The organism is Gilliamella sp. WF3-4, assembly GCF_001690275.1.
GTDB lineage: Bacteria > Pseudomonadota > Gammaproteobacteria > Enterobacterales > Orbaceae > Gilliamella > Gilliamella apicola_C.
This window is the reverse complement of the sequence record NZ_LZGW01000017.1, coordinates 205195-230403: the sequence shown is the minus strand read 5'-3', so window position 1 is coordinate 230403 and position 25209 is coordinate 205195. Positions and strand designations below refer to the sequence as shown.

26 protein-coding genes and 1 tRNA gene are annotated in these 25209 nt (G+C 32.8%); 16 read left to right on the top strand and 11 right to left on the bottom strand.

Annotated features, from left to right (window positions below):
* Nucleotides 1-14 precede the first annotated feature (14 nt).
* Nucleotides 15-1586 (bottom strand): DUF4139 domain-containing protein, encoded by a 1572-nt coding sequence (locus A9G47_RS04390; RefSeq protein ID WP_176700653.1) that lies wholly within the window; start codon nt 1584-1586, stop codon nt 15-17.
* Between the two features lie 239 nt (nt 1587-1825).
* On the opposite strand from A9G47_RS04390, the gene nadR reads away from it, so the two are divergent.
* Together nadR and pnuC are read left to right on the top strand one after the other, a co-directional pair.
* Entirely contained in the window at nt 1826-3058 is a 1233-nt protein-coding gene (gene nadR / locus A9G47_RS04385) for a multifunctional transcriptional regulator/nicotinamide-nucleotide adenylyltransferase/ribosylnicotinamide kinase NadR (protein ID WP_065567916.1), read from the top strand.
* A gap of 6 nt (nt 3059-3064) precedes the next feature.
* Nucleotides 3065-3754: a nicotinamide riboside transporter PnuC gene (gene pnuC, locus A9G47_RS04380; protein WP_065567915.1), complete on the top strand. Its 690-nt coding sequence runs from the start codon at nt 3065-3067 to the stop codon at nt 3752-3754.
* An 89-nt stretch (nt 3755-3843) separates the two neighbouring features.
* Here the strand turns inward: pnuC and A9G47_RS04375 are convergent, their stop codons facing one another.
* From A9G47_RS04375 to A9G47_RS04350, 6 genes are read right to left on the bottom strand one after another with little or no spacing between them, the layout of a single operon-like run.
* Nucleotides 3844-4470 carry a protein-L-isoaspartate(D-aspartate) O-methyltransferase gene (locus A9G47_RS04375; RefSeq protein WP_065580121.1) on the bottom strand — a complete coding sequence of 209 codons (627 nt, stop codon included), beginning with the start codon at nt 4468-4470 and terminating at the stop codon, nt 3844-3846.
* Between the two features lie 5 nt (nt 4471-4475).
* The gene (gene truD / locus A9G47_RS04370; protein WP_065642272.1) at nt 4476-5504 is read right to left on the bottom strand and encodes a tRNA pseudouridine(13) synthase TruD; all 1029 of its coding nucleotides are present in this window, start codon (nt 5502-5504) and stop codon (nt 4476-4478) included.
* A gap of 15 nt (nt 5505-5519) precedes the next feature.
* Nucleotides 5520-6005, bottom strand: coding sequence for a 2-C-methyl-D-erythritol 2,4-cyclodiphosphate synthase (ispF, locus tag A9G47_RS04365; protein WP_065567912.1), 486 nt, complete (start codon nt 6003-6005; stop codon nt 5520-5522).
* A 4-nt stretch (nt 6006-6009) separates the two neighbouring features.
* Nucleotides 6010-6723, bottom strand: coding sequence for a 2-C-methyl-D-erythritol 4-phosphate cytidylyltransferase (ispD, locus tag A9G47_RS04360; protein ID WP_065567911.1), 714 nt, complete (start codon nt 6721-6723; stop codon nt 6010-6012).
* The gene (ftsB, locus tag A9G47_RS04355; protein WP_065567910.1) at nt 6723-7019 is read right to left on the bottom strand and encodes a cell division protein FtsB; all 297 of its coding nucleotides are present in this window, start codon (nt 7017-7019) and stop codon (nt 6723-6725) included. The genes ispD and ftsB overlap by 1 nt, the downstream gene beginning before the upstream one ends.
* 21 nt (nt 7020-7040) lie before the next feature.
* Nucleotides 7041-7367 (bottom strand): TusE/DsrC/DsvC family sulfur relay protein, encoded by a 327-nt coding sequence (locus A9G47_RS04350; RefSeq protein WP_442903037.1) that lies wholly within the window; start codon nt 7365-7367, stop codon nt 7041-7043.
* A gap of 182 nt (nt 7368-7549) precedes the next feature.
* Between A9G47_RS04350 and A9G47_RS04345 the strand changes: the two genes are divergently transcribed.
* The 3 genes from A9G47_RS04345 (at nt 7550) to A9G47_RS04335 (ending at nt 9348) form a co-directional block, all read left to right on the top strand.
* Nucleotides 7550-7637 (top strand) — tRNA-Ser (locus tag A9G47_RS04345).
* A gap of 342 nt (nt 7638-7979) precedes the next feature.
* Nucleotides 7980-8516, top strand: coding sequence for a YbhB/YbcL family Raf kinase inhibitor-like protein (locus A9G47_RS04340; RefSeq protein WP_065642271.1), 537 nt, complete (start codon nt 7980-7982; stop codon nt 8514-8516).
* 22 nt (nt 8517-8538) lie between these two features.
* Nucleotides 8539-9348, top strand: a complete 810-nt coding sequence (locus A9G47_RS04335) for a helix-turn-helix domain-containing protein (RefSeq protein ID WP_065642270.1) — start codon at nt 8539-8541, stop codon at nt 9346-9348.
* 1045 nt (nt 9349-10393) lie between these two features.
* Here A9G47_RS04335 and A9G47_RS04330 read toward each other — a convergent pair.
* The 4 genes from A9G47_RS04330 to A9G47_RS04315 form a co-directional block, all read right to left on the bottom strand.
* Nucleotides 10394-11995, bottom strand: a complete 1602-nt coding sequence (locus tag A9G47_RS04330; protein ID WP_065642269.1) for a bifunctional aspartate transaminase/aspartate 4-decarboxylase — start codon at nt 11993-11995, stop codon at nt 10394-10396.
* 29 nt (nt 11996-12024) lie between these two features.
* A complete protein-coding gene (aspT, locus tag A9G47_RS04325) occupies nt 12025-13725 on the bottom strand; it encodes an aspartate-alanine antiporter (RefSeq protein WP_065642268.1) in 1701 nt (566 codons plus the stop codon).
* Between the two features lie 444 nt (nt 13726-14169).
* Nucleotides 14170-14568 (bottom strand): hypothetical protein, encoded by a 399-nt coding sequence (locus tag A9G47_RS04320; RefSeq protein WP_065642267.1) that lies wholly within the window; start codon nt 14566-14568, stop codon nt 14170-14172.
* A gap of 35 nt (nt 14569-14603) precedes the next feature.
* Nucleotides 14604-15692 (bottom strand): class I SAM-dependent methyltransferase, encoded by a 1089-nt coding sequence (locus tag A9G47_RS04315; RefSeq protein ID WP_255309199.1) that lies wholly within the window; start codon nt 15690-15692, stop codon nt 14604-14606.
* 121 nt (nt 15693-15813) lie between these two features.
* Between A9G47_RS04315 and A9G47_RS04310 the strand changes: the two genes are divergently transcribed.
* Genes A9G47_RS04310 through A9G47_RS04260 form a run of 11 tightly spaced genes read left to right on the top strand, consistent with a single transcriptional unit; the run spans nt 15814 to nt 25200 of the window.
* On the top strand, nt 15814-16533 hold the full coding sequence (locus A9G47_RS04310) for a beta-ketoacyl synthase chain length factor (protein WP_065642266.1): 720 nt from the start codon (nt 15814-15816) through the stop codon (nt 16531-16533).
* Nucleotides 16515-17309: a lysophospholipid acyltransferase family protein gene (locus tag A9G47_RS04305; RefSeq protein ID WP_065642265.1), complete on the top strand. Its 795-nt coding sequence runs from the start codon at nt 16515-16517 to the stop codon at nt 17307-17309. The genes A9G47_RS04310 and A9G47_RS04305 overlap by 19 nt, the downstream gene beginning before the upstream one ends.
* A 26-nt stretch (nt 17310-17335) precedes the next feature.
* Nucleotides 17336-17593 (top strand): phosphopantetheine-binding protein, encoded by a 258-nt coding sequence (locus A9G47_RS04300; RefSeq protein ID WP_065642264.1) that lies wholly within the window; start codon nt 17336-17338, stop codon nt 17591-17593.
* Between the two features lie 12 nt (nt 17594-17605).
* The gene (locus tag A9G47_RS04295; protein ID WP_065642263.1) at nt 17606-17854 is read left to right on the top strand and encodes an acyl carrier protein; all 249 of its coding nucleotides are present in this window, start codon (nt 17606-17608) and stop codon (nt 17852-17854) included.
* Entirely contained in the window at nt 17854-18423 is a 570-nt protein-coding gene (locus A9G47_RS04290; RefSeq protein ID WP_065642262.1) for a hypothetical protein, read from the top strand. The genes A9G47_RS04295 and A9G47_RS04290 overlap by 1 nt, the downstream gene beginning before the upstream one ends.
* Nucleotides 18393-19775, top strand: coding sequence for an AMP-binding protein (locus A9G47_RS04285; RefSeq protein ID WP_065642261.1), 1383 nt, complete (start codon nt 18393-18395; stop codon nt 19773-19775). The genes A9G47_RS04290 and A9G47_RS04285 overlap by 31 nt, the downstream gene beginning before the upstream one ends.
* Complete coding sequence (locus A9G47_RS04280) at nt 19768-20130, top strand: ApeI family dehydratase (RefSeq protein WP_065642260.1); 363 nt, start codon at nt 19768-19770, stop codon at nt 20128-20130. The genes A9G47_RS04285 and A9G47_RS04280 overlap by 8 nt, the downstream gene beginning before the upstream one ends.
* Nucleotides 20121-21869, top strand: coding sequence for a glycosyltransferase family 2 protein (locus tag A9G47_RS04275; RefSeq protein WP_065642259.1), 1749 nt, complete (start codon nt 20121-20123; stop codon nt 21867-21869). The genes A9G47_RS04280 and A9G47_RS04275 overlap by 10 nt, the downstream gene beginning before the upstream one ends.
* Nucleotides 21853-22275, top strand: coding sequence for an acyl-CoA thioesterase (locus tag A9G47_RS04270; RefSeq protein WP_141674809.1), 423 nt, complete (start codon nt 21853-21855; stop codon nt 22273-22275). The genes A9G47_RS04275 and A9G47_RS04270 overlap by 17 nt, the downstream gene beginning before the upstream one ends.
* 2 nt (nt 22276-22277) lie before the next feature.
* Entirely contained in the window at nt 22278-22883 is a 606-nt protein-coding gene (locus A9G47_RS04265; RefSeq protein WP_065642257.1) for an outer membrane lipoprotein carrier protein LolA, read from the top strand.
* Nucleotides 22861-25200, top strand: coding sequence for an MMPL family transporter (locus tag A9G47_RS04260; protein WP_065642256.1), 2340 nt, complete (start codon nt 22861-22863; stop codon nt 25198-25200). The genes A9G47_RS04265 and A9G47_RS04260 overlap by 23 nt, the downstream gene beginning before the upstream one ends.
* Nucleotides 25201-25209: the final 9 nt, after the last annotated feature.

Sequence of the window (25209 nt, the reverse complement as noted above, 5' to 3'; positions counted from 1 at the left end):
TATTATTAACTTATCTACAATCCAATTATATCGCTAACTTTATCTTTTGGATAAGTAAGTTTAAAGCTTAAATTAAGATTTTTATTTTCGTTTGGATTTAATTTAAATTGCCATATTAATGTGCCAGTCTTTTTATCATAATTTGCATCATCATATTTAGCATCATCAAGCACTACTGTCTTGTTTATAATATTCGGTAGCTGATCATAAACAATAATATCAATTGGTAGCGATTTGGCATTTTTTACATCAATGGTATAAGCATATTTTTGTGAAATATCATTACCAAATAACGAAGGTTTTGATGTTTCATTAATATTACGATTACGCGATATAAAAATGTTTTTATCTTTTCCTAAAGAGATATCCAATGTTTCTTTTAAATCTTTAGTAGTAATAAAACTCTCACCAATATAATTGCCATCAAAAAATACTGTCGATTTTCCAGGCAAAAGGTCTAATTTATCCCAATCAGTAATTTGTGCTTGTAAGTACACGCTACTATCTAATTTAGGAATGGCAATGTAATGATATTTTGCTTCAACTTCTTTGTTCTGTAACGTAAGGATATTACTTTGGGTATTCGATTTAATGGTATAGGGCAATTTAACCTCAAAGCGCGTGTTAATGCCTAAAGTATTGGTTAATGCATTATCATCAGGGCCAACGGATCTTGATACTTTTGCACTTATATCATCATGTTTAGAAAAAAAGAAGCCACCTTTTTCAGAATAGATATCAATATGCCAAGGCAATAAATCAGGCGCCGTTATTCCGTCACTTGGATTAGAAGTCGATAAACTAAAATCGATATTCTGCCAATTCAAGCCACTATTTTGATAAATATCTGCTTTATAAGTTAATTGTAACGGGGAGTTGATATCAGCAACACGCACATCATAAACTGGAACCCAACCAGCTTTATTGGTGACATAAGATAAAGTAACTGGTAATGTCATATCTTTGTCAGAATAAACCTTAACGATAATTGCACTGTTAGGACTGTTTGTTAATGCTTTTCGCTTATCAATTTTATCTTGACATTGCCTTATTTGGACATCTATCTGATCGACCTCTTTTTGACGTTTATTTTGTTCATTTAGTGTTGCGATTAAATTGGTTTTAATGAAATCTAAGGTATTTTTCATTCCACTTAAACTATCATTGTCACTTTTTACTAATAAATCTAAACGATTTCCTTGTAAAAGAGCAACTTGTTCAGATATGGCTTTTAATTGAATATCAGCCGTATCACGTTTTTCATGTAATTGCTGTAACTCTTCAAGTAAAGGCTTAATTTCGTCATTTTGTTTATCATTGTTAGAATAATCTTCATTTAATGACGTTGAGAGTACTTTTACATTAGCATTTTTACCAAATCCCACATTAATTGAATTAGCTCTAACACCATCAGCAATTCCAGTTAATGCAATTTCGCTTTCACCTTTAGTTAACGACACCGTTGACTGCCCTTGCAATTCAGCACCTTGCAAAAACAGGGTTATTTTATTGAGTGTTACATTATTGCTGGCAAAAACGCTACCAGAAGCGAATGCGATTAAAAAAGCAATTTGTTGAATTTTCATTTTCATTTTTCTCTTTTATAAAAAATTAATTTCACCTATTTTAATATCTCATGTTATCAGTTAATTAAGTTATAGCACAATTATTAATACTCAAAAGAGTATTTATTCTTTTTAATTTAATTGTTATAAATTGCCAATAACCTATATCAAAATAAATTATTTTTGTTTAATATATTGAACAAAGTGCAGAATTGATTTATATTGTGTTTAAGATAAAAAACAAAATATAAGGAGATCTTATGTGTGACTTCAGTTATTTAAAAACAGTAATAAAGCGAAAAAACATATCATTACAAACAGTTGCCGATGCCTGCCACATGACTAAAGGCTACCTAAGCCAGCTAATTAATAATAAAATTAAAAATCCAAGTGCACAAAAATTACAATCACTTCATCAATATTTACAAATTGAAGAATCAACCCAAAACAAAAAAGTGGGGGTTATTTTTGGTAAGTTTTATCCTTTACATACAGGACATATCTATCTCATTCAGCGCGCAATCAGCCAAGTGGATGAACTCTATGTCGTACTTTGTTCTGATACAACTCGTGATATGACACTATTTGAACAAAGTGCTATGTCCCGCCAACCAACAATTAACGATCGTATTCGCTGGTTACTGCAAACTTTTAAATATCAAAAAAATATCCACATTGAATTACTCGAAGAAGACGGTATTCCAGCTTATCCTAATGGTTGGCATGAATGGAGTGAGCGGGTAAAAAAATTATTTAAAACCAAAGGAATTAACCCTGATCTTGTGTATTCAAGCGAACCACAAGATGTTGCTATGTATAAAGATTTGTTTGATCTAGAAACCGTCTTAATTGATCCAAAACGACAATTTATGCAAATAAGTGGTACTCAAATCCGTCAAGCACCGCTAAAAAACTGGCAATACATACCAACCGAAGTTAGACCATTTTTTGTTAGAACCGTTGCCATTTTAGGAGGTGAATCTAGTGGTAAATCGACTTTAGTGAATAAACTAGCAAACGTATTTAACACAACCAGTGCATGGGAATATGGTCGGGATTATGTATTTTCTCAACTTGGCGGGGACGAACGCGCATTACAGTATGCTGACTACGATAAAATCGCATTAGGGCATGCACAATATATCGATTTTGCCATAAAACATGCCAATAAAATTTCATTTATTGATACCGATTTTGTGACAACTCAAGCTTTTTGTAAAAAATATGAAGGTAAAGAACATCCATTTTTACAAGCTATGATCAATAACTATCGTTTTGATTTAGTGATTTTACTTGGCAATAACACGCCATGGGTGGCTGACGGTTTACGTCATTTAGGCAGTCCAAAACAACGTAAAGATTTTCAAAAACTATTAATAACGTTATTAGAAAAAAATAATATCAAATATATAGAAATAGAATCGCCCGATTACGAAGAACGTTATTTACGTTGCATTGAACTAGTTAATCAACTTATTAATGATGAAGAGTAATGAATTATGAATAAATTAAGCAATCTTGCCATTTTAATTGGACGCAGTAAATTCTATCCATTTTTTTGTATATTATGTGTAACGCTAGCATTCTTATACACTGACCCATTTACTGAATTTGATTTACGCTATGCTACTTCTTACATAGGCGCTTTTTGCGGTCTGCTATGTGTTATCTTATTAGCAAAACGTAAAAACATGGGGAATGTATTAGGTATGTTTGCCGTAGTTGCAGAATGTTGTGCTAATGTTCTTGGCGGCAATATTGGTGCAGGACTACCGCCAGTCTACTATTTTTGTTCACACATCTATGGTTTATTCACTTGGAAAAAGAACCTTGATAATAATAAAAACGTTAAAGTTCGCTCACTCAATGAAACCACATTTTTATATACAATCATATTTCTTATTATTGCCGCTTTTATTAATATTTATTTAACGGATAAAATTGGTGCAACTAATACAACCTACCAACTAATAACTAACTGTTTTATATTTGGTCTAGGTATTGTTGCTCAATTATTATTGATGATGCGCTATGCGTTTAACTGGTATTTATGGGTTATATTAAATGTACTGGTAATTGGTTTAAATATCTATACCGACAATATCGTTATTGCAACACAATACTTAATTTACTTGTTTAATGCTATTTATGGAATCTGTGAATGGGAACGTTCTAAACTGAAACAATAAATATATTAGATATTGTCAAAAGATTTTAGGACCAAATGTGTTTCAAATAGAAAATAAATATTTTATTTCCTATTTGAAATGCAGACCTATTATTCTATATCACCTTTAATTAAAGGAACAAATATTACCTCACCCATATCTTTCACGATAAAATTATGTCCATCACGCTCAATTAATTGGAGAGTCTGTTTATTTTCACCAACAGGAATAACTAGCCGGCCTTTATCTGCTAATTGTTCTAATAAACATTGTGGTACTTCGGATGCGGCGGCAGTAACGATAATACCGTCAAATGGCCCTCGCTCTGGCCAACCTAACCAACCATCACCATGGCGTGTCGAAATATTATGAATATCAAGTTGTTTTAAACGGCGTTTAGTATTCCATTGCAAACTCTTGATACGTTCCAGCGAACAAACATGTTCAACTAATTTTGCCAAAACCGCAGTTTGATATCCCGATCCTGTACCAATTTCGAGCACTTTTGAGTGAGGCTCTAACCTTAATAATTCGGTCATCTTTGCTACAATATAGGGCTGAGAAATAGTTTGCCCATTACCTATTGGTAAGGGACAATTATCATAAGCTTGATGGGACAACGCCTCATCAACAAAATGTTCTCGAGGAATTGAAGCGATAGCATCTAAAACTCGCTCATCTTTTATTGCTTGTTGACGCAAAAATTTAATTAGGGACTGCATTTTTGGGCTTTGCATTTTGGCTACTCATTTTCTATTATTAATTCACGTATCACACTTGTTGCATAACAACCTGATGGCAAATAAAAATCAAGTTCAAGACTATGACAATCTAACCATTGCCAATTGAGTTGATCTGCTCGTAACAATAGTGAGCGCCTTGCTGTCTCAACGCGCTCTTTTTTAAATAGATCATAAAATTCAGACCAATTTTCTAAACATTCTTGTTCAAACTCCAACGCTTTAAATTGTGTACCTAGTGGTGAATCCCCCATCATTGGTGCTGTAACATTAATCTCACCGTTTTCTAAACGTGCTTGTAACAATGCTAGCTCATCTGTTTGTGCAACAAACCAACTACTGCGTTGTGCTAGTTGTAATATATCGCCATCAATAACAGTTTTATGAAGCTGTTGTCCAATTCGTTTACTCACAATGTCGTTAAAAATAGCACTTCTCGCTGCAGAGAGATAAAAACTTCTTTTTTTTCTATCTTTAACCGTAATAGCCCCTTTTGCCCAGTTTATAGCTTGGGTAATATTATTTTCACCACGGCCAAAGCGTTGCTCACCAAAATAATTAGGCACACCATGTTGTTTGATCAATGCTAATTTAGATTCGATTTCAGATTGAGCGGTTAAATCTCTTAAAATAATTTTAAAATAGTTACCTTTTAACGCCCCTATTTTTAATTTTTTATTATGCCGGGTAACTTTTAATATCTGACAATTTGCTAAATCAAATCCTGAGAAGTCTGGCGTTTGTTGACCTGGCATATGTAAGCTAAACCATTGCGTTGTTATCGCTTGACGATCTTTTAATCCTACATAACTCACTAACTTAGTTGAAATACCAACATATTTAGCTAACTGTTCAGCCACAAAAATAGTGTTACAATCACGTTTTTGCAAATAAACTAAAACATGCTCACCCTCACCAGTCAACTCAAAACCAAGATGTTCTGTAACGACAAAATCTTCGTATTGTTGCTTATATTGCCCTGTGGCTGTCGGTTTTCCATATAAATAATTAAGTTGTGTTAACACTTGTATTGCCTACTTTTAAATTTAATCTGTTTTAGTTTTTCGAGCTAATAATACTACTGCTTGGCAAGCAATGCCCTCTTTACGTCCCGTAAAGCCTAACTGCTCGGTTGTTGTTGCTTTTACACTAATTTGCTCAAAATGAACTTTTAAATCTTCAGCTATATTAACTCTCATTTGATCAACATGCGGTCTCATCTTGGGTTCTTGCGCAATGATAGTGGCATCTAAATTCACTAATTCATAACCTTTAACTTGAACAATACTGTACACATCTTTCAATAAGATCCGACTATCTATGCCTTTATATTTTGGATCTGTATCGGGAAATAGCTTACCAATATCGCCTAATGCTAATGCACCAATCAGCGCATCTGTTATTGCATGTAATAAAACATCGCCATCAGAATGAGCAATAAGTCCATATTGATAAGGAATTTTTACACCAGCAAGCGTAATTGGACCTTCACCACCAAACTTATGGACATCAAATCCATGACCTATTCTCATATTTTTACCTATTTAAAATTTGCTTAGTTAAATAAAAATTAGCCAACGCTAAATCTTCAGGACGCGTTATTTTTATATTGTCTCGACGACATTCAATTAATAAAGGATGCCCCCCACAATACTCAATAGCTGAAGCTTCATCAGTAATTGCGATATGGTTATTTAAAGCATGTTGTAAGCAAGATTTTAACTCACCAGCATTGAATAATTGAGGTGTTGCTGCGCCCCATAAATAAGTTCGATCTTCAGAGTAATCAATAATAGTGTCATTATCTTGGCATGCTCGTTTTATCGTATCGCTAATACGCATAGCCAAAATACCACCTTGCTTTTTATTAATCACCGTTTCTATCAAGCGAGATATGTCATCATGATCCACACAAGGTCTTGCGGCATCATGAACTAATGCCCATTGCTTATCATTTAATAATTGTAATCCAGCTAACACAGAATCAGCACGAGTTTTACCGCCTAAAGTGATACTAATGTTATCGTGCGAAGCTATTGAGAGCGAGCTAAAGATGTTATCCTCAGGGCTAATAACAACAATAACTTTCGCTATTTGAGGGTGTGTTAATAATTTATTTAGTGTGTGCTCTAAGATTGTTTTTGAATCGATTTTTAAATACTGTTTAGGGATTTGGCTATTCATGCGACAGCCAATTCCTGCAGCTGGCACAATAGCGATAATATTATTAAGATTATTCATGTTATGCATTATCGTTTTTTTGAATCTGAATCAATAATAATTCGATAAAAATATTCATTAGCTTTTACCATACCTAAATGACTGCGAGCCCTCTCCTCTATCGCTTCAGAACCACGTTGTAGATCGTTAATTTCAGCAAACATTTGCTCATTACGAGCCTTCAATTTCTCATTATCAGCCCGCAAACTGGCTAACATCTCTACATTATCTCGATAATCGTACACATTATTTTTGCCATACCATAAAGAATATTGGAGATAACCAAACACAACTAATAGTAATAAAGGGAGCTTCCATCTTATCATGAATGTAACGTTATCCTTTATCTATATACATTTAACGGGCTTTGGTAAGCCTGCAAGTTTAGTCGCTTGTTTAGCTGGGCCATCAGGAAATAACTTATACAAATAGCGACTATTACCCTTTTGTGCACCGAACTTCTTTTCCATCGCTTTAACTAACGCACGTATAGCTGGTGATGTTTTATATTCTAAGTAAAAATCACGGACAAATAAGATAACCTCCCAATGCGCATCAGTTAACTCAATACACTCATTAGCAGCCAGTTCAGGAACCAAATCAATAGTCCAATCCTGCCAGTTTTTTAAATAGCCTTTATCATCGGTTTCTATTTGCTCTAACATTTTTAACATACGCTAATTCATTTGCGTTTTATTATACTCAATTAATCAAAATCCAACACTAATTTTGAAAGAGAAAGCGCTATTATTGTATATTTTCTATATAATTTGATTGAATTTAAAGCAAACGATAAAAAATATTAAAATAGCTATTTACAAATAAGCAAGTCTACTTTAATATTCACAGCCATTGCGGAAGTGTGGCTGAGCGGTTGAAAGCACCGGTCTTGAAAACCGGCGAGGGGCGACCCTCCCAGAGTTCGAATCTCTGCGCTTCCGCCATCTTCTCTCAAGGCATAGAAGAAATCAATATCTAAAAAATCATATCAAATAAAACACCATGTTTTAATATTTTGTTAGAGACTGTCAAGTTAGCTTTTAATGGTAAATTGTAATTTGATAGCTATCTTCTAATTCAAACCCATGTTAGAAAATTAATTTGACAATATCCATACAAGGGATGGGTTAAATTGATAGCACCAAATCGTGTTAAAAAACTTCACTAAACTCTAAATAGAATTATTATCTAAGCACATTTGTACTATAATTGAGCTAATTTGTGCAGAATTTTTATTATTTTCTATCTAAAATAATTTCACTCTAATTTATGATAAGAGAAATAAAGTGAAAAAGATAATAATTTTTATTTTGTATTTAGTCAGTTTTAATACTTTCGCACAAAGCTTTAGCATACAAAGTAGTGATCTGTCCAAGAATGGTTTTACTAGTCAATATATTGCTAATGAATTTGGCTGTAAAGGTGAGAACATTTCACCTAGTCTTAGTTGGAACGATCCACCTCAAGGTACAAAAAGCTTCGTCATTACTATGTATGACCAAGATGCGCCAACTGGTTCTGGTTGGTGGCACTGGGTAGTCGCCAATATACCTGCGAATGTAAATTATATTGTAAGAAATGCAGGTAATAATACCTTGCTATTACCAAAAGGAAGCAAAGCTGTGCGCAATGATTTTGGTAATGTTTATTATGGGGGGCCATGCCCACCCAAAGGCACAAGTCATCGCTATATTTTTACTATTTATGCTTTAAGTATTGAACATATTAATGTTAGTGATTCAACATCCCCCGCATTAATAGGATTTATTGCAAATACGAATCTATTAGGTAAAGCGACAATAATGTACAATTATCAGCAATAAAATATTGCTAATAGGATATTTTTTGAATCAGGTAATAAAAAAATCACAGCAGCTTACTAAATTAGGTCAGTACTCACGAGTTTCACAAAGTTGTAATTATAAATTATCGCAGGTGAGAATAGTTGATCCAATGTTAATTCGCGTAGTTCAAGGATCAAAGGTTATCAGCTATAAAGGTGAAATTTATGAGATATTAGCAGGAGAATTATTAGTTGTTCCTGCTAACAGTCTTTTAGATATTACTAATCAAAATATTCAAAATAAAATTTATTTGGCCGACTGTTTTACTTGGCCACAAGAAATACTAAAACAGTATGAGTCTTTAAAAACCACACAGTCAACAGACTTTACCCATCAGATAAAAATCGTGCGATCTGTTCCCAATATTTTTAATGCATCAATAAATTATACAATCAGTATTATTCAAGATCCTCTCTCAAATTATGATTTGCTTTTACATCAATTTATACAATTATTACGATGCTTAGAAATAGTAAATATTAATTTTCCTATCTCAGTAAATGAAGGTCTTAAGCAGAAGCTGGAACGATTAATTTTAGGTGCTCCTACAAAAAAATGGCAATCAAAAGCAATTGCAAAACATTTTGCCATGAGTGAGTCAACATTAAGGCGACGCCTATCTGATGAAGGAACAAGTTTGTCTAATATACTGTTTGAGGCAAGAATGAGTTATGGATTAAAGCTACTACAAACCACTCATTTAAATATTACACAAATCGCACAAGAAGTTGGATATGATTCAGGATCTAGATTTGCAATTTATTTCCGTAAGCGGTTCGGTTTTTCACCAAAGCACATGAGAGATAGATAATTTTGAACCAGAGTGTTTTGTAATTCTTTGGTTGGCACCGTCAAATTAACTTTTTTCATAAAGCTAAATTTGATGATCATCACTCAGAACTTCGGTTTGACTTTGATTGAACACCATATTATTTTAGTCCATAGCAATCCAATATAGTCCACTTTTAAAAGGCAGAACAGAGTTATATAGATGAGATGAGGCGATTAATAAATAAATTATATTAAATCAATTATTTGAAATTAACTGGGATATTTTTATTTTCTCCTGTGCTTCTGTCATCTTCTTTAAGTTTACATTAGAAATAAATATATTAAAATCCAGTATACTATTTCACATTAGTTCTTATTATCTTGAATTGTCAATTACTTCTTTATTTGCCACTTTCTTACATACTAAATCTACCAATATAATCGCAAGTAGTAGCAAATAATCAAAGATGTGTTATTGATAGATTATCTGTATTAAGATTACTATAAAAAAATAGTTAACTTGACAGTATTGAACTGCCCGCTAGGATGGTGATAATTCAGGCTGAAAGCCCTACAAATAAACGCGTATTTTCCTTGTATTATTATTTTTATTCAATTGGTTATTATTTCTCATTGACTAGAAAAGGGTAATAACTTCATACTTAGTAAGGATTAAAATCTAGCAACTATAAAGATAGAGCTTGTTCAAAAACAGGTCAGGCAAAAGTAGAATATGAACCTGCTTTTGACTCATCAGAGCTAAGAAAAATGATTGCTGAACAGTATGAAAATGATAATCAATGGCCTTATGATCAGTGCGTGTTTTTTTATTATGAAAGTTTATTAAAAACCAATTTTGGCAATTATTTAAGAGTATCCATTGCCCATGTAAAAAATGAGGCTCTAGTCGCATAATGTGTTGTGGAAGTGACAGATCAAAAGTTTACTGCAATAAAAAAGCAAACTAGGCTGAAAACAGATGGAGCCCTCGTAATACATTGAAAAATTAACTTGATAACATAATAAAAAACCCTAGATAAACTAGGGTTTGATTAATAATTAGATGAATAAATCTAAATAATTAGTTATTTTTTCTTTGCTTTACCTTGATATTCATCATAATATTCTTCCGCCAATTTACGCATTGATAAGCCAATCGCTGCATATTGATATTCATTTAAGTTAGCTAACGATGCTCGAGCAGAAGGATGTTGTACAGCAAATCCTTTACCTGGTAATAGAACGACCCCCGCTTCGTCTGCTATTCTAAATAACATTTCAGACGGATTTTTATTTTTTAATATCCATTGAGCAAATTTATCGTCATATAATTCTCGGCAAATATGCTCAAGATCAACAAGTGTATAATAATCAACACTGTTTTCATCGGTGGTATGTTTAAGCCCCAAATGTTGGTAAAGTGATGCTGCACGGCGGCGGATAAGTGATTTTAATGCGTTTTTATAGCTTTGATCACTATCCATCATTTCACACAATGCAAATAAGACCATTTGTACTTGTTGTGGTGTTGAAAGACCGGCAGTGTGGTTTAATGCTACAGCACGGCTATCAGCCACTAAGCGATCGATAAATTTAAGATTTTCCGGATCAGTCGTAATTGAGCTATAACGTTTATTTAAGATCTGTTTAGTTTTGCTTGGTAATGCTTTAATAGTTTTATCTATCACATTATCATTAGCCGTTGCTATAACACCTAATCGCCAACCTGTCGCACCAAAGTATTTAGAAAAAGAATAAACTAAAATAGTATTTTGCGGACAGATTGCAAATAAAGATTGGAAATCATCGGCAAATGTACCATAAACGTCATCGGTCAAAATAATCAATTCAGGACGTTTTTTAACAATATCAGCGATAATTTTTAAGCTTTTATCGTCAATTTTAACTGACGGTGGATTAGATGGGTTAACAACAAAAAAGGCTTTAATTGCTGGATCTTCTAATTTACGCAATTCTGACTCAGGATATTGCCAATTTGAATTAGGATCAGAATTAATTAATACCTCAACCAATTGATAATCATTAAGTTCTGGAATTTCAAGATAAGGTGTGAATATAGGCGCACCAATAGCAATTTTATCACCTTTTTGGATTAATCCGTTTTCTTTCATGGAGTTAAAAATATAAGCCATGGCGGCTGTACCACCCTCAACGGCAAATAAATCGATATTATCACGATCTAGATATTGGGCCCCCATTTGCTGTAACACATAGGCTTTAACAATATCTTCACTAAAGTGAAGCATTCTATCAGGTACAGGATAATTACATCCTAAAATACCTTCTACCATTTCTTGTAAAAAAGCGTTTTCATCAAGCCCAAGTTGATCTCGGATGTAAGAAAAAGCTTTACCTAAAAATGCCACACCAGGGGTATTATAATTTTGACAAATAAAATGTTCAAAGCGTCCAGTTAATCCTGCTTTAATTGGCATACCGCCAACACCTTCATTTAAATATGAAAATGACATTTCGGATTCTTGAGTGGCAAACACACCTAATTGGAAAAATGCTTGACGAGGCCAAGTAGCCAAAAAGTTTGGATTACCTCTACCCGCATTTAACATCACCCGATCAGTATGGCTTTGTGCCAGTTTAATTAAGTTATCTTTTAATTCAAAAGGACTTAAATTAGCATATTGGCTATATTCTGTTTTGTTTTTCATACATTAGTACCCTTAATTTGATATATCAATTAAACAAAAGCAACAACTAATGGACCTAATAAAGTTAGGAAAACATTAGCTAAAGCGTAAGTAATAGCAAAAGAGTTAGTTGGCGTTGAATTGCCAGCTTTATTGAGCACTTCACCAAAAGCGGGGTTAGCACTTCGCGATCCTGCTAAAGCACCAGCAAATACTGCTGCGTTTTTATAGCCAAGCACATATTTTCCGAAATAAATGGCAAGTAGCATTGGTAGCAAAGTAACAACCACACCAATTAAAAATAGAGATAAACCTTGTTCTTCAATTGTATTAATTGCTTGAAGACCAGAACTTAATCCCACAACAGCAACAAATCCAGCTAAGCCAAAATCTTTTAAAAGTTGCACTGCACCAGTAGGAATATTACCGATAGTTTGGTGAACCGAACGATACCAACCAAATAATAATCCTGATAAAAGCGCTCCACCTCCAGCACCTAATGTGATAGGAATATTACTTACACGAATCACAATTAAGCCAATAATAAGGCCAACAACAAGCCCTAAACCATGGAATATCCAGTCAGTTTTTTCACTTTTGGTAATGGGTGCACCGATTTTGTCAATAACACGACGAAGATCACTATCAGCACCATAAATAGTAATAACATCACCAAGTTTTAAATAAATATCGTTATTAAGGGGAAGAGGTTGTCCATCACGATTAATCGCTAAAAGATAGATGCCATGTTTTAACTTCATCACTTCATCTGATTGAAGTACTTGAGTAAGATTTTCACCCTCATAACGGTTATTACGCATTTCAACATCTAACTTATTCATTACCACATCCATTCCAGATGCTGAATTCACTTCACTACCAAGTAGATCATGTGCTTTAATCATTGAATCACGATGACCCACAACAAGAATAATATCTTTCGACTTTAATACTGTTTCTGGCATTGCTTCAATGATTTTATTGCCACGTTTGATACGCTCAATACTAATGCCATTAATAGTTTGTTCAACTTGCGCCACTGTTTGATTAATTTTATTGGTAATACGATACAACCGACCACTAATATCAGATAAAGCTAGATTTTGATCAGAGCTTAATGAAAGCGAACCATGAAGTTGCTCAGCCTGTGCTTTTATTGCATCATCACCAATATCTTTACCCATGATTTTTGGCAGAATATTGACGCAGACAATAATGGCACCTAGTGAACCAAATATATAGGTCACAGCATAACCAATAGTTACATTTGCTTGCATTTTTCTTAATTCATCTGCGCTTAAACCTAATTGGCTTAATGCATCAGAGGCTGTGCCCATAATTGCCGATTGTGTCAAACCACCCGCAGCTAATCCAGCTGCAAGACCTTTGTCTAAATGGAATAATTTGGCTAGTACGATAACAGTCACAAAACTTGCAACTGCAATAAATAATGCTAAGAAGATTTCACGTAAGGTTTTTATACCAAGTGAACGGAAAAATTGCGGACCACTTTCATAACCCACTGCATAAATAAATAACGCAAAAAGAATCGCTTTAACACCAGCGTCAATAGTCACACCAAAAACGCTTAAAGCGACAGCAACAAGCAACGAACCAGCAACACCACCGAGTTGGAATTTGCCTATCCTAATGCCACCAATCAAATACCCTAAACTCAACGATAGAAATAATAAAATTTCGGGGGAATGTTTTAGTCCATCTAAAATCCAGTTTGAAAGCCATTGAAACATAATAATTGTCCTCAAGCGTAATGATTTATGAATTAAAAAAAGAAATGTAATAAGGTGGAGCTATATCCATCAAACTATATGAATATAGACTTATATTAAATTGCAATTAGATTAATAGATAGTCAGTTTTAACAATTAATATTATCGTTAGAAATTAGTAAAAAACTACTATTTTTATCAAATAATAAAGCGGATCATTGTTAAATATAAAACTAAGTGAAGTGAAATCAATTAAGAGCTTTTGTATTTTAAATAAAGTGTTACTTAAAATCGAACTATTTTATCACTCGTTTAATTAAAGGTAAGAGATCCTTAGACGTAAATCGATTCTGATGGGTATAAGCTCAACTTGTAAATTGAGCTTGATTTTCAGGCAATAAATCTGAATTGATGCTATTCTGTTTTATCGCCTATTCCATAAAAAATAATTAGCCCAAAATTGCTTTATTTTGTTCTAAAAATATTTTCTTGAATTTTAGCATCAAGATTATTTATCCAACGATTATAATTTCGATGAATTTGACCATGTCCATTTTTTAAGTTATTGCTAACCGAAACATAATTAATAGAATAGTTTTTTGCAGAATAAGGTATATTGACCACTACTTCAAATTTACGATTGAATAAACGTCCACGAATTGTATTACTATCTATCACATCCATTTTCCATGTACCAAAAGCTGCCCGACCATTAGTGGCAGAAGCTAAAATAGCTTTTTTTACTTGTTCTTTTGTTAGTCCATCTACCGAAGTGGTAATATTTTTAGGTTCTTGATATTTACCAGCACAGCCAATTAATAATGAAAATAGTAATGCACTAACGACATATTTTAAAAACTTCATTGTTTACTCCTCGTGTTTTGTTTGTTTATTGATTGCTAATTAATTTTTTTACAGATTAACAAAGTATGACCATAACTTAAATTATCAATATCCTTTTCAATATAAAATCCTGCATCGTGAAGACACTGATAAAATACTTTAGAATGATAAAAACGGCTATTACCATTTGCTAAACACGTAAAATATAAAGAAGTGGCATTCAAACTCAGTGCGCCAGCTTCAAAGCTCTGCCTATCCCAAAATAGATCCATAATACATAACACCGCATCATCTTTCATACTACGGTGAATCAATTTCAGAATATAGATAATTTGTTCAACACTGAAACAATCTAAAAATTGGCTCATCCACCAAAGATCAGCTTTATTCGGAAGCATTTTTGCTGTCAACAAATCAATAGGATAGCTATCAATACGCTCATCAAGACCTGCTTTATTAATGTTTTTTTTAGCAACAGTAATCTGCTCTGGTAGATCTAATAATGTAACTTTAAGATCTGTCGAGTGTTGGGCGCAATAAATTGCCCATTTACCCGTATTGCCGCCAACATCGTAAATATGTTTGGGATTTAATTGCTCAATATGAGAAAAAGCAATTGGAAACGAATGATCCGAATAAAAATGGTCAAATTCAAACCAACTTTTTTTAGCTTTTTCAGGCAATGATTGTAACGCAGGGTATATAGTTTTCCAGTCACCAAAAACTTTTAACCCTTCGGGAGTACCAGATTCTAAAGCATCTTGCAAATAGAACATACTTTGATAACAAATATCTTGAGTAAAATTAAGATTTACTTCTGTCATTTTATCGTGTAGTAGATAATGTCCAACTTTACCTAGGATATAATATTGATCACTTTTATAAATGACATGCATGCTTAATCCAATATCCAATAACAGCTCGATTGCATAGGAAGACAACGAAATTTTCTTTTCTATTTCCTCAAAAGTAATACCCTTTTTCCCTGCTTGATCTATGCACGTTAATATGCCTGTGTTTCTCATACTAACTATTGCTTGAAAAAAAATAGGATAAAATGCAATTTTTTGAGCTTCTGTTATTGCATCTAATGCGGTATACCTATCTCTATGATACCCATATCTTATAGTTTCTTGTTCAGTCAATCTCTTGCCTTTTTTTTAATTTAATGTATTGTATCAATATATTGCAAATTTATGTAAATTTGTTACAAATAATATTATAAAATATTGTTAAGTAAAGAACTAATTAAAAATTATTAACAAAATGAATTTTTCTTTTTCTATTGAAAATTGGTTTGCCTTATCTGCGGGATTATCTAATAAAGATGATTGGCTCTTATGGTCACAAAAAAATCAGCATGATTGGAGTTTACCAATACCTAAGTCAAATAGACTTCCTATGATGCAAGCCCGCCGTATGAGCAGTTCATCACGTTTAGCGGTTGAAGTTGGACTTGAGCTTGTAAATGATGGCAGTTTTAATTTAGCCATTTTTACTAGTCGCCATGGTGAATTAGAAAAAACGTATAAAATATTATCTGCACTTAGCCAGAACAGAGATATTTCTCCTACTGATTTTGCCCTATCTGTTCACAATACAACAGCTGGATTACTGACAATTATTGCGAATCAAACAATTCCTATCACTTCGTTATCGGCGCATAGTGATAGCTTTCAACAGGGTTTAATTGAAGCCTTACCTGTATTAAATCAGGGGAAGAAAAAAGTATTATTAATTGATTTTGATGGTATCATCCCTGAACCGTACCAGACTGATATCAAACAGTTACTGCCAATTTATGCTGTTGGGTACGTATTAACAACTGGTAGCGAAATCAATTGTCAAAGCATTGAAAAAACTTCTGAAGTTTATCACTCAGAGTATCCCCAATCTATCGCTTTTTTACACGCTTACTTAAATAAACATAAACAATTTATAGTACAAGGAAACGCTCAAGATTGGCAATGGACACTAAATTATTAACAAAAAAAAATACTTACAGTCTAAATCAGTATTGGCGCTTATTAATTACTGCTCTGGGATTTACGCTATTCGGTTTTTTTGGTCTTTTCATAATTTCACTATTATGGTTTACTTTGTTAAGATTATTTGTTTGGAACAAATATCAACGAAGTATTATTGCGCAAAGAAGTATTTGTCTTAGTTTTAAAGCTTTTGTTTGGATAATGAAATCACTAGGGGTCATCCATTATCAATTTGATGGACTTGAAAAATTAAAACAAGACAAAAGCTGTTTAATTGTAGCCAACCATCCTTCTTTGCTTGATGTTGTATTGCTAGTATCGGTTATGCCTCGTTGTGATTGTATAGTTAAAGGTGAGCTACTTAACAACATTTTTATCAGCCGTATAATAAAAACTGCAGGATACATTTTAAATGCTGAATCAGAAAAAATATTACCGCAGTGCAAACAAATATTAGCTAACGAAGGACGAATATTGATATTCCCTGAAGGTACTAGAAGTGTACCTAATAAACCAATTAAATTACAACGAGGTGCTGCTAATATAGCATTGCGTTGTCAAGTTGATATTCGTATCGTTCATATAAAATGCACTCCACCTTGTCTTATTAAGCAGCAAAAATGGTATAATATACCAGCAAAAAAAGCTTGCTTTAATATCACTATTGGAGAAAAAATTTCAATTACTGATTTTGCCAGCCCCAACACTACTGTGGCGGCAAGAAAATTAACAAGATATTTAACTTCAGTACTGACTGAAACGGCAACAAATTAATATTGCTTCGATAAAAAGGAAAACTAATGGAAAATTTACATAATGAAATTAAGACGCTCATCATTGATGTACTTAATTTGGAAGCTATCACGCCTGATGATATTGACTCTACGGCACCATTATTTGGTGAAGGATTAGGGCTAGATTCAATTGATGCGTTAGAACTTGGACTTGCTATTAAAAATAAATATGGAATTGTGCTCTCAGCTGAAAATGAAGAAACGAAAAAAGCATTTAGCTCAATTCAATCATTAGCCAATTTTATTTCATCACAAAAATCATAGGAGAATTATAGCATGGAAAAGCAACAAATTTTTGAGCAAATTCAATCCGCACTAGTACAGCTTTTTGAACTGCCAGCTGAAGATATTAAACCTGAATCTAAACTCTTTGAAGAATTAGATCTCGATAGTATTGATGCTGTTGATTTAGTTGTACATCTTCAAAAAAAGATTGGCAAAAAAGTGGATCCCGAAACATTTAAATCTGTCAGAACAGTACAAGATGTTGTTGAAGCTATTAATAATTTAGTTAATACTAAATAATGAATAGAAGTAAAGCTAAGTTAATAATAAATATTGTGACAAATATCTTATTTGTCGGTTATCCTTTTATTATTTACTTATCTTTACGCTACAACTGGGTTAATTTAGCTATTTTTTATTTAGCTATTTCATTTATTTTACGACTAATAACTTTACCCAAGCTATTTTCTAATATGCGTTGGATAGCGAAGCTTGTTGCGTGTGTAGGTTTATGTTTGGTGCTAATAAGTTGGTTGTGCGCTAAATACCAAATGCTCCTTTTTTATCCTGTATTAGTTAATGTCATTTTTTTTATTGTTTTTAGCTACTCATTATATCAACCACAAACGATAATAGAGAAATTTGCCAGATTAAAACACCAAAATTTACCTGAAAATGCTATTTGGTATACTCGAAAAGTAACATGGTGTTGGTGTTGTTTTTTTATTTTTAATGGAACAATAGCTTTAATAACTTGCCTACTAAATAATACGTATTGGTGGACTATTTATAACGGCTTAATTAGCTATATTTTGATTGGCGCCTTTATGGGGGGAGAATGGTTAATACGTCAGAAAGTACAACATTAATTTCGCTATCAAAACAACTATTAAGACCAAAACATGAAATTGTAGCATTTAGAAATAACCAACCATTGACCGTAGGCGAATTAAAAAAACAAGTTTTAAACATCACTCATGCATTAAATAATACACCCAAGAAGTTTTGGGCTTTATACATGCAAGATAGTTTTAATTTTGTTGCTGGATTATTAGCGCTTCTTTACTCGGGTAAACAACCTATTTTAGTAAATCCTCAATTAAAAGAAATGAATCAACACTACGACGCGCTATTAGTCGATGATATTCAATTTTCAAATCAACATTACCCAAATAAACAAATTGTTAACATAAATAAAATTGAAGAAAATGATATAATTTCAGAACATCGATTAATCGCCTCTGGTTTTAAACACCAGACATTAACACTATTTACTTCCGGATCGACAGGACTCCCCAAACCCATTGAGAAGTCAATTTCTCAACTCGAATTAGAGATTCATATCATTGAATCTAACTGGGGAAAATTTAAAAACAATCTATTTATTGCATCTGTTTCTCATGAACATATGTATGGTTTAACATTTAAAATAATGTTACCACTGAGTTGTAGAATTCCATTTGTTTGTGAACCAGTACTTTATCAAGAGCAGCTAGCCACTTATTATCACAATCGAATTATCTATATTACAACACCATCAATTATCAAGAATTTAGATGATAAATTACCTACAATAAATTGCGATAAAGTAGTTTCATCGGGTGGTAAACTTGCTTATGAAAATGCCTTATTATGTAAAAAAAGTTATGGCGTATTACCCAATGAAGTATATGGTTCAAGCGAAACAGGCGTTATTGCAACCCGACAACAAACCCAAGGTAATATGCCTTGGCAATTGTTTTCATCAATACGGATACAACATCAAAACTCAAAACAACCTTTATTAATTTCGCCTTTATTAACGCAACCAGAACCATTAAGTGATGAGATCAAGAAAATAGATGAAAACTTTTTCTACCTAAACGGGCGAATAGATAAGATTGTAAAAATATCTGAAAATAGAGTATCTTTGACATTTATTGAGAAACAACTTAATCAACTTAATGAAGTAGCCGAAAATATTGTTATTCCACTAGAACAAAATAATCGCACTATACTTGGAGCAATTATTGTACTATCTCATCCATACAAAAAAATATTACAACAATATAACCATTTCGAATTAATACAATATTTTCGACTTTTGTTAAAAGATGAATTATCATTGATCGAAATACCTAAAAAATGGCGATTTGTTGAATCTTTGCCAAAAAACACTCAAGGGAAAAGCGCTTATATTGATTTAAAAAAATTATTTGACGCTCAAAAAAGCAATGGATAAAAAGTTTGTAAAAGAAAAGACAATCAATATTAGCAAAACCTCGGTTGATATTGAACTAACTATCTCTCCTGATCTATTTTGGTTTGAAGGTCATTTCAAATCCCAACCTTTGTTACCAGGAGTGGCTCAACTTAACTGGGTAATTCATTACACAAAGAAATATTTTGATAAATCACTGAACTTACGGTCTGTTGATGTAATTAAATTTCAATGCCCAATTATTCCGAAAGATCGTTTGATGTTACGCCTAACATGGCATGAAAGCATAAAAAAATTAGAATTTACCTATACATTTATAACAAAAAACAACAGCAATAAAATAGCAAGCACAGGAAAGCTCACGTTATGTCATTAAAACAATTACCTTTAACTAACTATTGTTTTATTATACCTTGTTATAACCACAGTGAAGCTTTACCTACCGTTCTGAAAAATATTGAACCTTATCAGTTAACATGCATTTTAATTGATGATGGAAGCTCTTCAGATGCAGCATTTAAGCTGAAACAACTTTCAGCATTATACCCTTGGATAACGTTATTACAGTTAGCAACTAATCAAGGAAAAGGTGCAGCGGTTATGACTGGCCTTGAATACGCATTTAATCAAGGTTTCACTCATGCAATACAAATTGATGCAGATGGTCAGCATGATAGCCAATTTATTGAACTACTAATAGAAAAGTCAGAACTTAATCCCGATGCGTTAATATCAGGCTATCCAGTTTATGATAATTCAGTCCCTAAGCATCGATTAATAGCTAGATATATAACACATTTTTGGGTATGGGTTGAAACCTTATCATTTACCATCAAAGATAGCATGTGTGGATTCCGCGTATACCCAATAAAACAAACCGTTAGCCTTATAAAGCAGTTTAAGATAGGCAAAAGGATGGATTTCGATACAGATATCATGGTTAGATTATACTGGCAAGGTACCCCATCAATTTTCATACCAACACATGTCACTTACCCTAAAGATGGCGTATCACATTTCAACGCATTTAAAGACAATGTACGGATATCTTGGATGCATACTCGACTATTTTTTGAAATGATCCCACAGATACCTTCGCTATTAAAAAGAAATAAGCAGAAAACAAAAGATCAAAGACATTGGTCACAAACACCTGAAAGAAAAGGGCTATTTGGCATTAAGTTCATTTTAAAATTTTATCGAATTTTTGGGAGAAAATGTACGAAATTAATCATGTTTCCAGTTATCACCTATTTTTGGCTAACAGGTAAAACACAACGACAAGCATCTAGAGCCTATTTAGAAAGAATAAAGAATGACTATGAAAATATCCCTTATATCGAAAAAAAATGGCTAACAACTTTTCATCATTTTCAACGATTTGGAGAATCTCTTCTTGACAAAATAGCCAGTTGGCAAGGCGATATTAAACTTGATCAACTCTATTTTCCTAACAATCAGGAATGCTTAGATATTATGTCTGATAAACGTGGCATTATTTTGATTTGTTCGCACCTTGGTGATATAGAAGTATGTCGAGCACTTGCTGAGCTATCATATAATATCAAAATTAATGCGCTTGTTTTTACAAAACACGCTATGCGTTTTCAGCAAGTTTTAGAAGAGGCCAATCAAGCATCTACAATTAATTTGATTCAAATAGATACATTAGGGCCGGATACTGCAATTCTACTCAAAGAAAAATTAGATAATGGCGAATGGGTTGCGATTGTTGGCGATCGAACTTCAAGTAACCCATATCATAGAATATCTGATAATTCGATTTGCTGGGCCAATTTTTTAGGAGCGCCAGCGCCTTTTCCTAAAGGACCTTTTGTTTTATCTTCAGCTTTAGGAGTTCCTGTGTATTTAATTTGGGGATTAAAACCTAATGGGCGCTTTCAAGTCTATTTTGAACATTTTGCCGATAAAATTCAGCTACCAAGACAAAATCGTCAAGATGAATTAAATAAAATAATACAAGATTATGCAAAAAGATTGGAGCATTACTGCCTTATTTCGCCATTGGATTGGTTTAATTTTTATGATTTCTGGAAATTTAACCCACCAACACGAAATAACTCAACCAAAGACATAAATAAACATGAAAAATAATGATAAATATAGCTCAACCATTGAATATACCACTTCATTCCATGATACAGATGCAATGGGCGTGGTTTGGCATGGTAACTATTTAAAATTTTTTGAAAAGGCCAGAGAGGCTTTATTCAAAAAATTCAATTATGGATATAAGCAGATGATAGAATCTGGTTATCTATGGCCTATTGTAGATGCTCGAGTGAAATATATTGCCCCCACAATTGCTGAACAAGCATTGCAAATTACTGCAACTTTAAAAGAATACGAGCACCGTATAAAGATAAATTACACAATCATAGATAGTTTAACAGGAAAAAAAACCACATCTGGCTACACAATTCAAGTAGCAGTTTCGGCAACAACACAAGAAATGAGCTTTGTTACTCCCTCAATTTTCTTAAAACATTTTGGGTTATAAATATGAAAAAATACTTATCCGCTGTCATTACACTATTAGTTATGTGTTTTTCCACATTAACTTACGCCGTTACATTAGAAGATTTGCAACAACAATTCAGTAAACATAAAACTGTTCGTGCTAACTTTACACAAGATCGTTACATAAATGGGCTTACAGCACCACTACACTCAAGCGGTAAAATGATTATTTCAAAAGATTTAGGGTTATGGTGGCAACAACAAACTCCATTTACTATGACACTAAAAATGAATCAAACAAGAATGGAACAAAGCATTGAGGGGCAACAATCTCAAATTATTACAGCTGAAAGCCAACCCCAATTGTTTCAATTTAATCACTTATTAACCGCAATCTTTACTGCGGATAAACAAATGCTGGAAAATAATTTTGAAATAACACTGTCAGAACAAAATCAACAATGGACACTGACACTTTCTCCTAAAATTGCACCATTAAACAAAATTTTTAAACAAATTATATTAAATGGCAACATATACCTACAAACTATCACCATAGATGATAAGCAAAATGATAAAACTGTAATTGCATTTATAAATCACAAAACATCACCATTAACACAACATGAACAATTACTATTCAAATAATATAAAAAGACTTAAACAGATTGCCATTCTATGGGGAATTACTGTTATCTGTCTGCTCTTTTCTGTCGGCTATCTTATTTCAAACAGTAGAATTAATAGTAGCATTTTATCTTTACTGCCAAAAGAGCAGGCGAACCACGTACCAACTGAACTCATTAATGGTTTTCAAGATAGGCTTGATAAACAACTTGTTTGGCTAATAAAACCTGCTAATCCCGATAATTTAGAACCGATTAAATGGTGGTATCAACAATTAAAAAAGCACCCTATTTTTAGTCAAATTAATGGATATTTTGATGAACAATTTCAACAAAATTGGGGAAAGTTTGCTTACAAATATCGTTATCAGTTAATGGATAAAAAAACGATTAAAAGGCTAGAAACACATAAACAATTTGCTTGGATTCAAAGTCAAATATATTCGCCATTTAGCGGTATTAGCGCAACAGAATTAAATAAAGATCCATTATTACTTACCCGCGCCTCACAATTAAGCCAGCTTAGTAATACAGGCAATCTAACCATTAAAAATAATTGGTTAACAGGTCAAGATAAACAAGGTAATGTGTGGTACATGATTCACGCACAGCTGAAAGGATCTTCATTCGATATAAATAAATCACATCAAATTGTTACAGAGTTGGAGGCATTAGCTCAACAATTACAAAAAAATTATCCTGGCACAGAAATATTAAAAAGAGGGGTAATTTTTTATAGTGATAATGCAAGTATTGAAGCTAAAAAAGATATTTCAACAATTAGTGGCCTTTCTATTATCGGTATTATCATATTAATTATTGCAATATTTCGTTCAGTCACGCCTATTCTTCTTTCATTACTATCAATTTTAATTGGTATTATTTGCGGACTAGCCGCGGTATTGATGATATTTGGTGAAATTCATGTAATGACATTAGTCATGAGCACGAGTGTTATTGGAATAACTATTGATTATTCCTTACACTATTTAACAGAACGATTACTTCATGGCAACCATGAATCTTCCTATGATAGTTTAAAAAAATTAATATCTACCTTAGCTATAGCATTGTGCACTAGCTTTATTGCCTACCTGATTTTGTTAATTGCACCATTCCCTGGATTAAAACAACTATCTATTTTTGCTGTATTTGGTTTACTTGGTGCTTTTTTAACTGTCACGTGTTGGTACCCTTTTTTAATAAAAAAACTTCCTGTCCGTGAAAACGTCGGGGCTAGCTTCTTCACCTTTTGGCTTAAGCCGTGGGAAAATAAAAATGTGCAATGGATAACAGTATTGCTAGCTATAGTATTTATTGGCTATGGTGCCTATAATCTAAAAATTGATGATGATATCAGCAAACTACAAGCTTTACCTATCGATCTCCAGAAAGAAGAGCAAGATATAATAAATATTACACATCAATCTTCAGATCAAAAGTGGTTTATCGTATTTGGTGATACAGCAGAACAAACATTACAACGCCTTGAATCATTCTTACCTAAATTAGAACAAGCAAAACAAAAAGGTGTTTTTCAACAATACCAATCGATTAACCTCCCCTCAATAAAACAACAGCAACATAATGTTGCTTTGGTAGAGAAATATATGCCAGAAATTGTCTCTTCTCTACAACAAATGGGAATTAATATTAGATTACCTAGCACTGAAAACACAAACGTCTTTATCACACCAGAAATGTGGGTAAAAAGCGAAATTAGTCAGGGTCAAAATTTATTGTGGTTATCACTACCAAATGGAAAAAGTGCAACATTAATCCCAATTGGAAATATTAAGCGTATAAATGATATCCGTACATTATCGCATGTAGATGATGGCGTTTATTGGCTCGATCGCCATACTGAATTTAATACTATGTTTACCAATTATAGGGTTTATTTATCCCAGTTAATGGCTGGTGCAATTATTATTATTTGTGTGTGTTTCATTTTTTACAATCGTAAATATGGTTTGATTACAGCATTAAAAAGCACACTCCCTACTTTACTATCAGTTGGCGTTGCATTATCTGTACATGGCATAATTCATCAGCCATTAAATTTATTTTCAATGTTAGCACTCATTCTTGTCATTGGTATTGGAATTGATTATAGTCTTTTTCTAGGTAACGTTAAAAGCCAAACTAAGAGCGCCTTATTAGCAGTTACAATGGCTGCACTAACTACATTATTATCCTTCGGATTACTAATTATTAGCCATACAAATGCAATAAAAGGCTTTGGTATAGTGCTTACAAGTGGAATTTTTGCTGCCTTTTTATTTGCACCATTAGCAGTAAAAAATACAAAAATCATAAAAAAATCTACAAGACATTAACAATAGGTA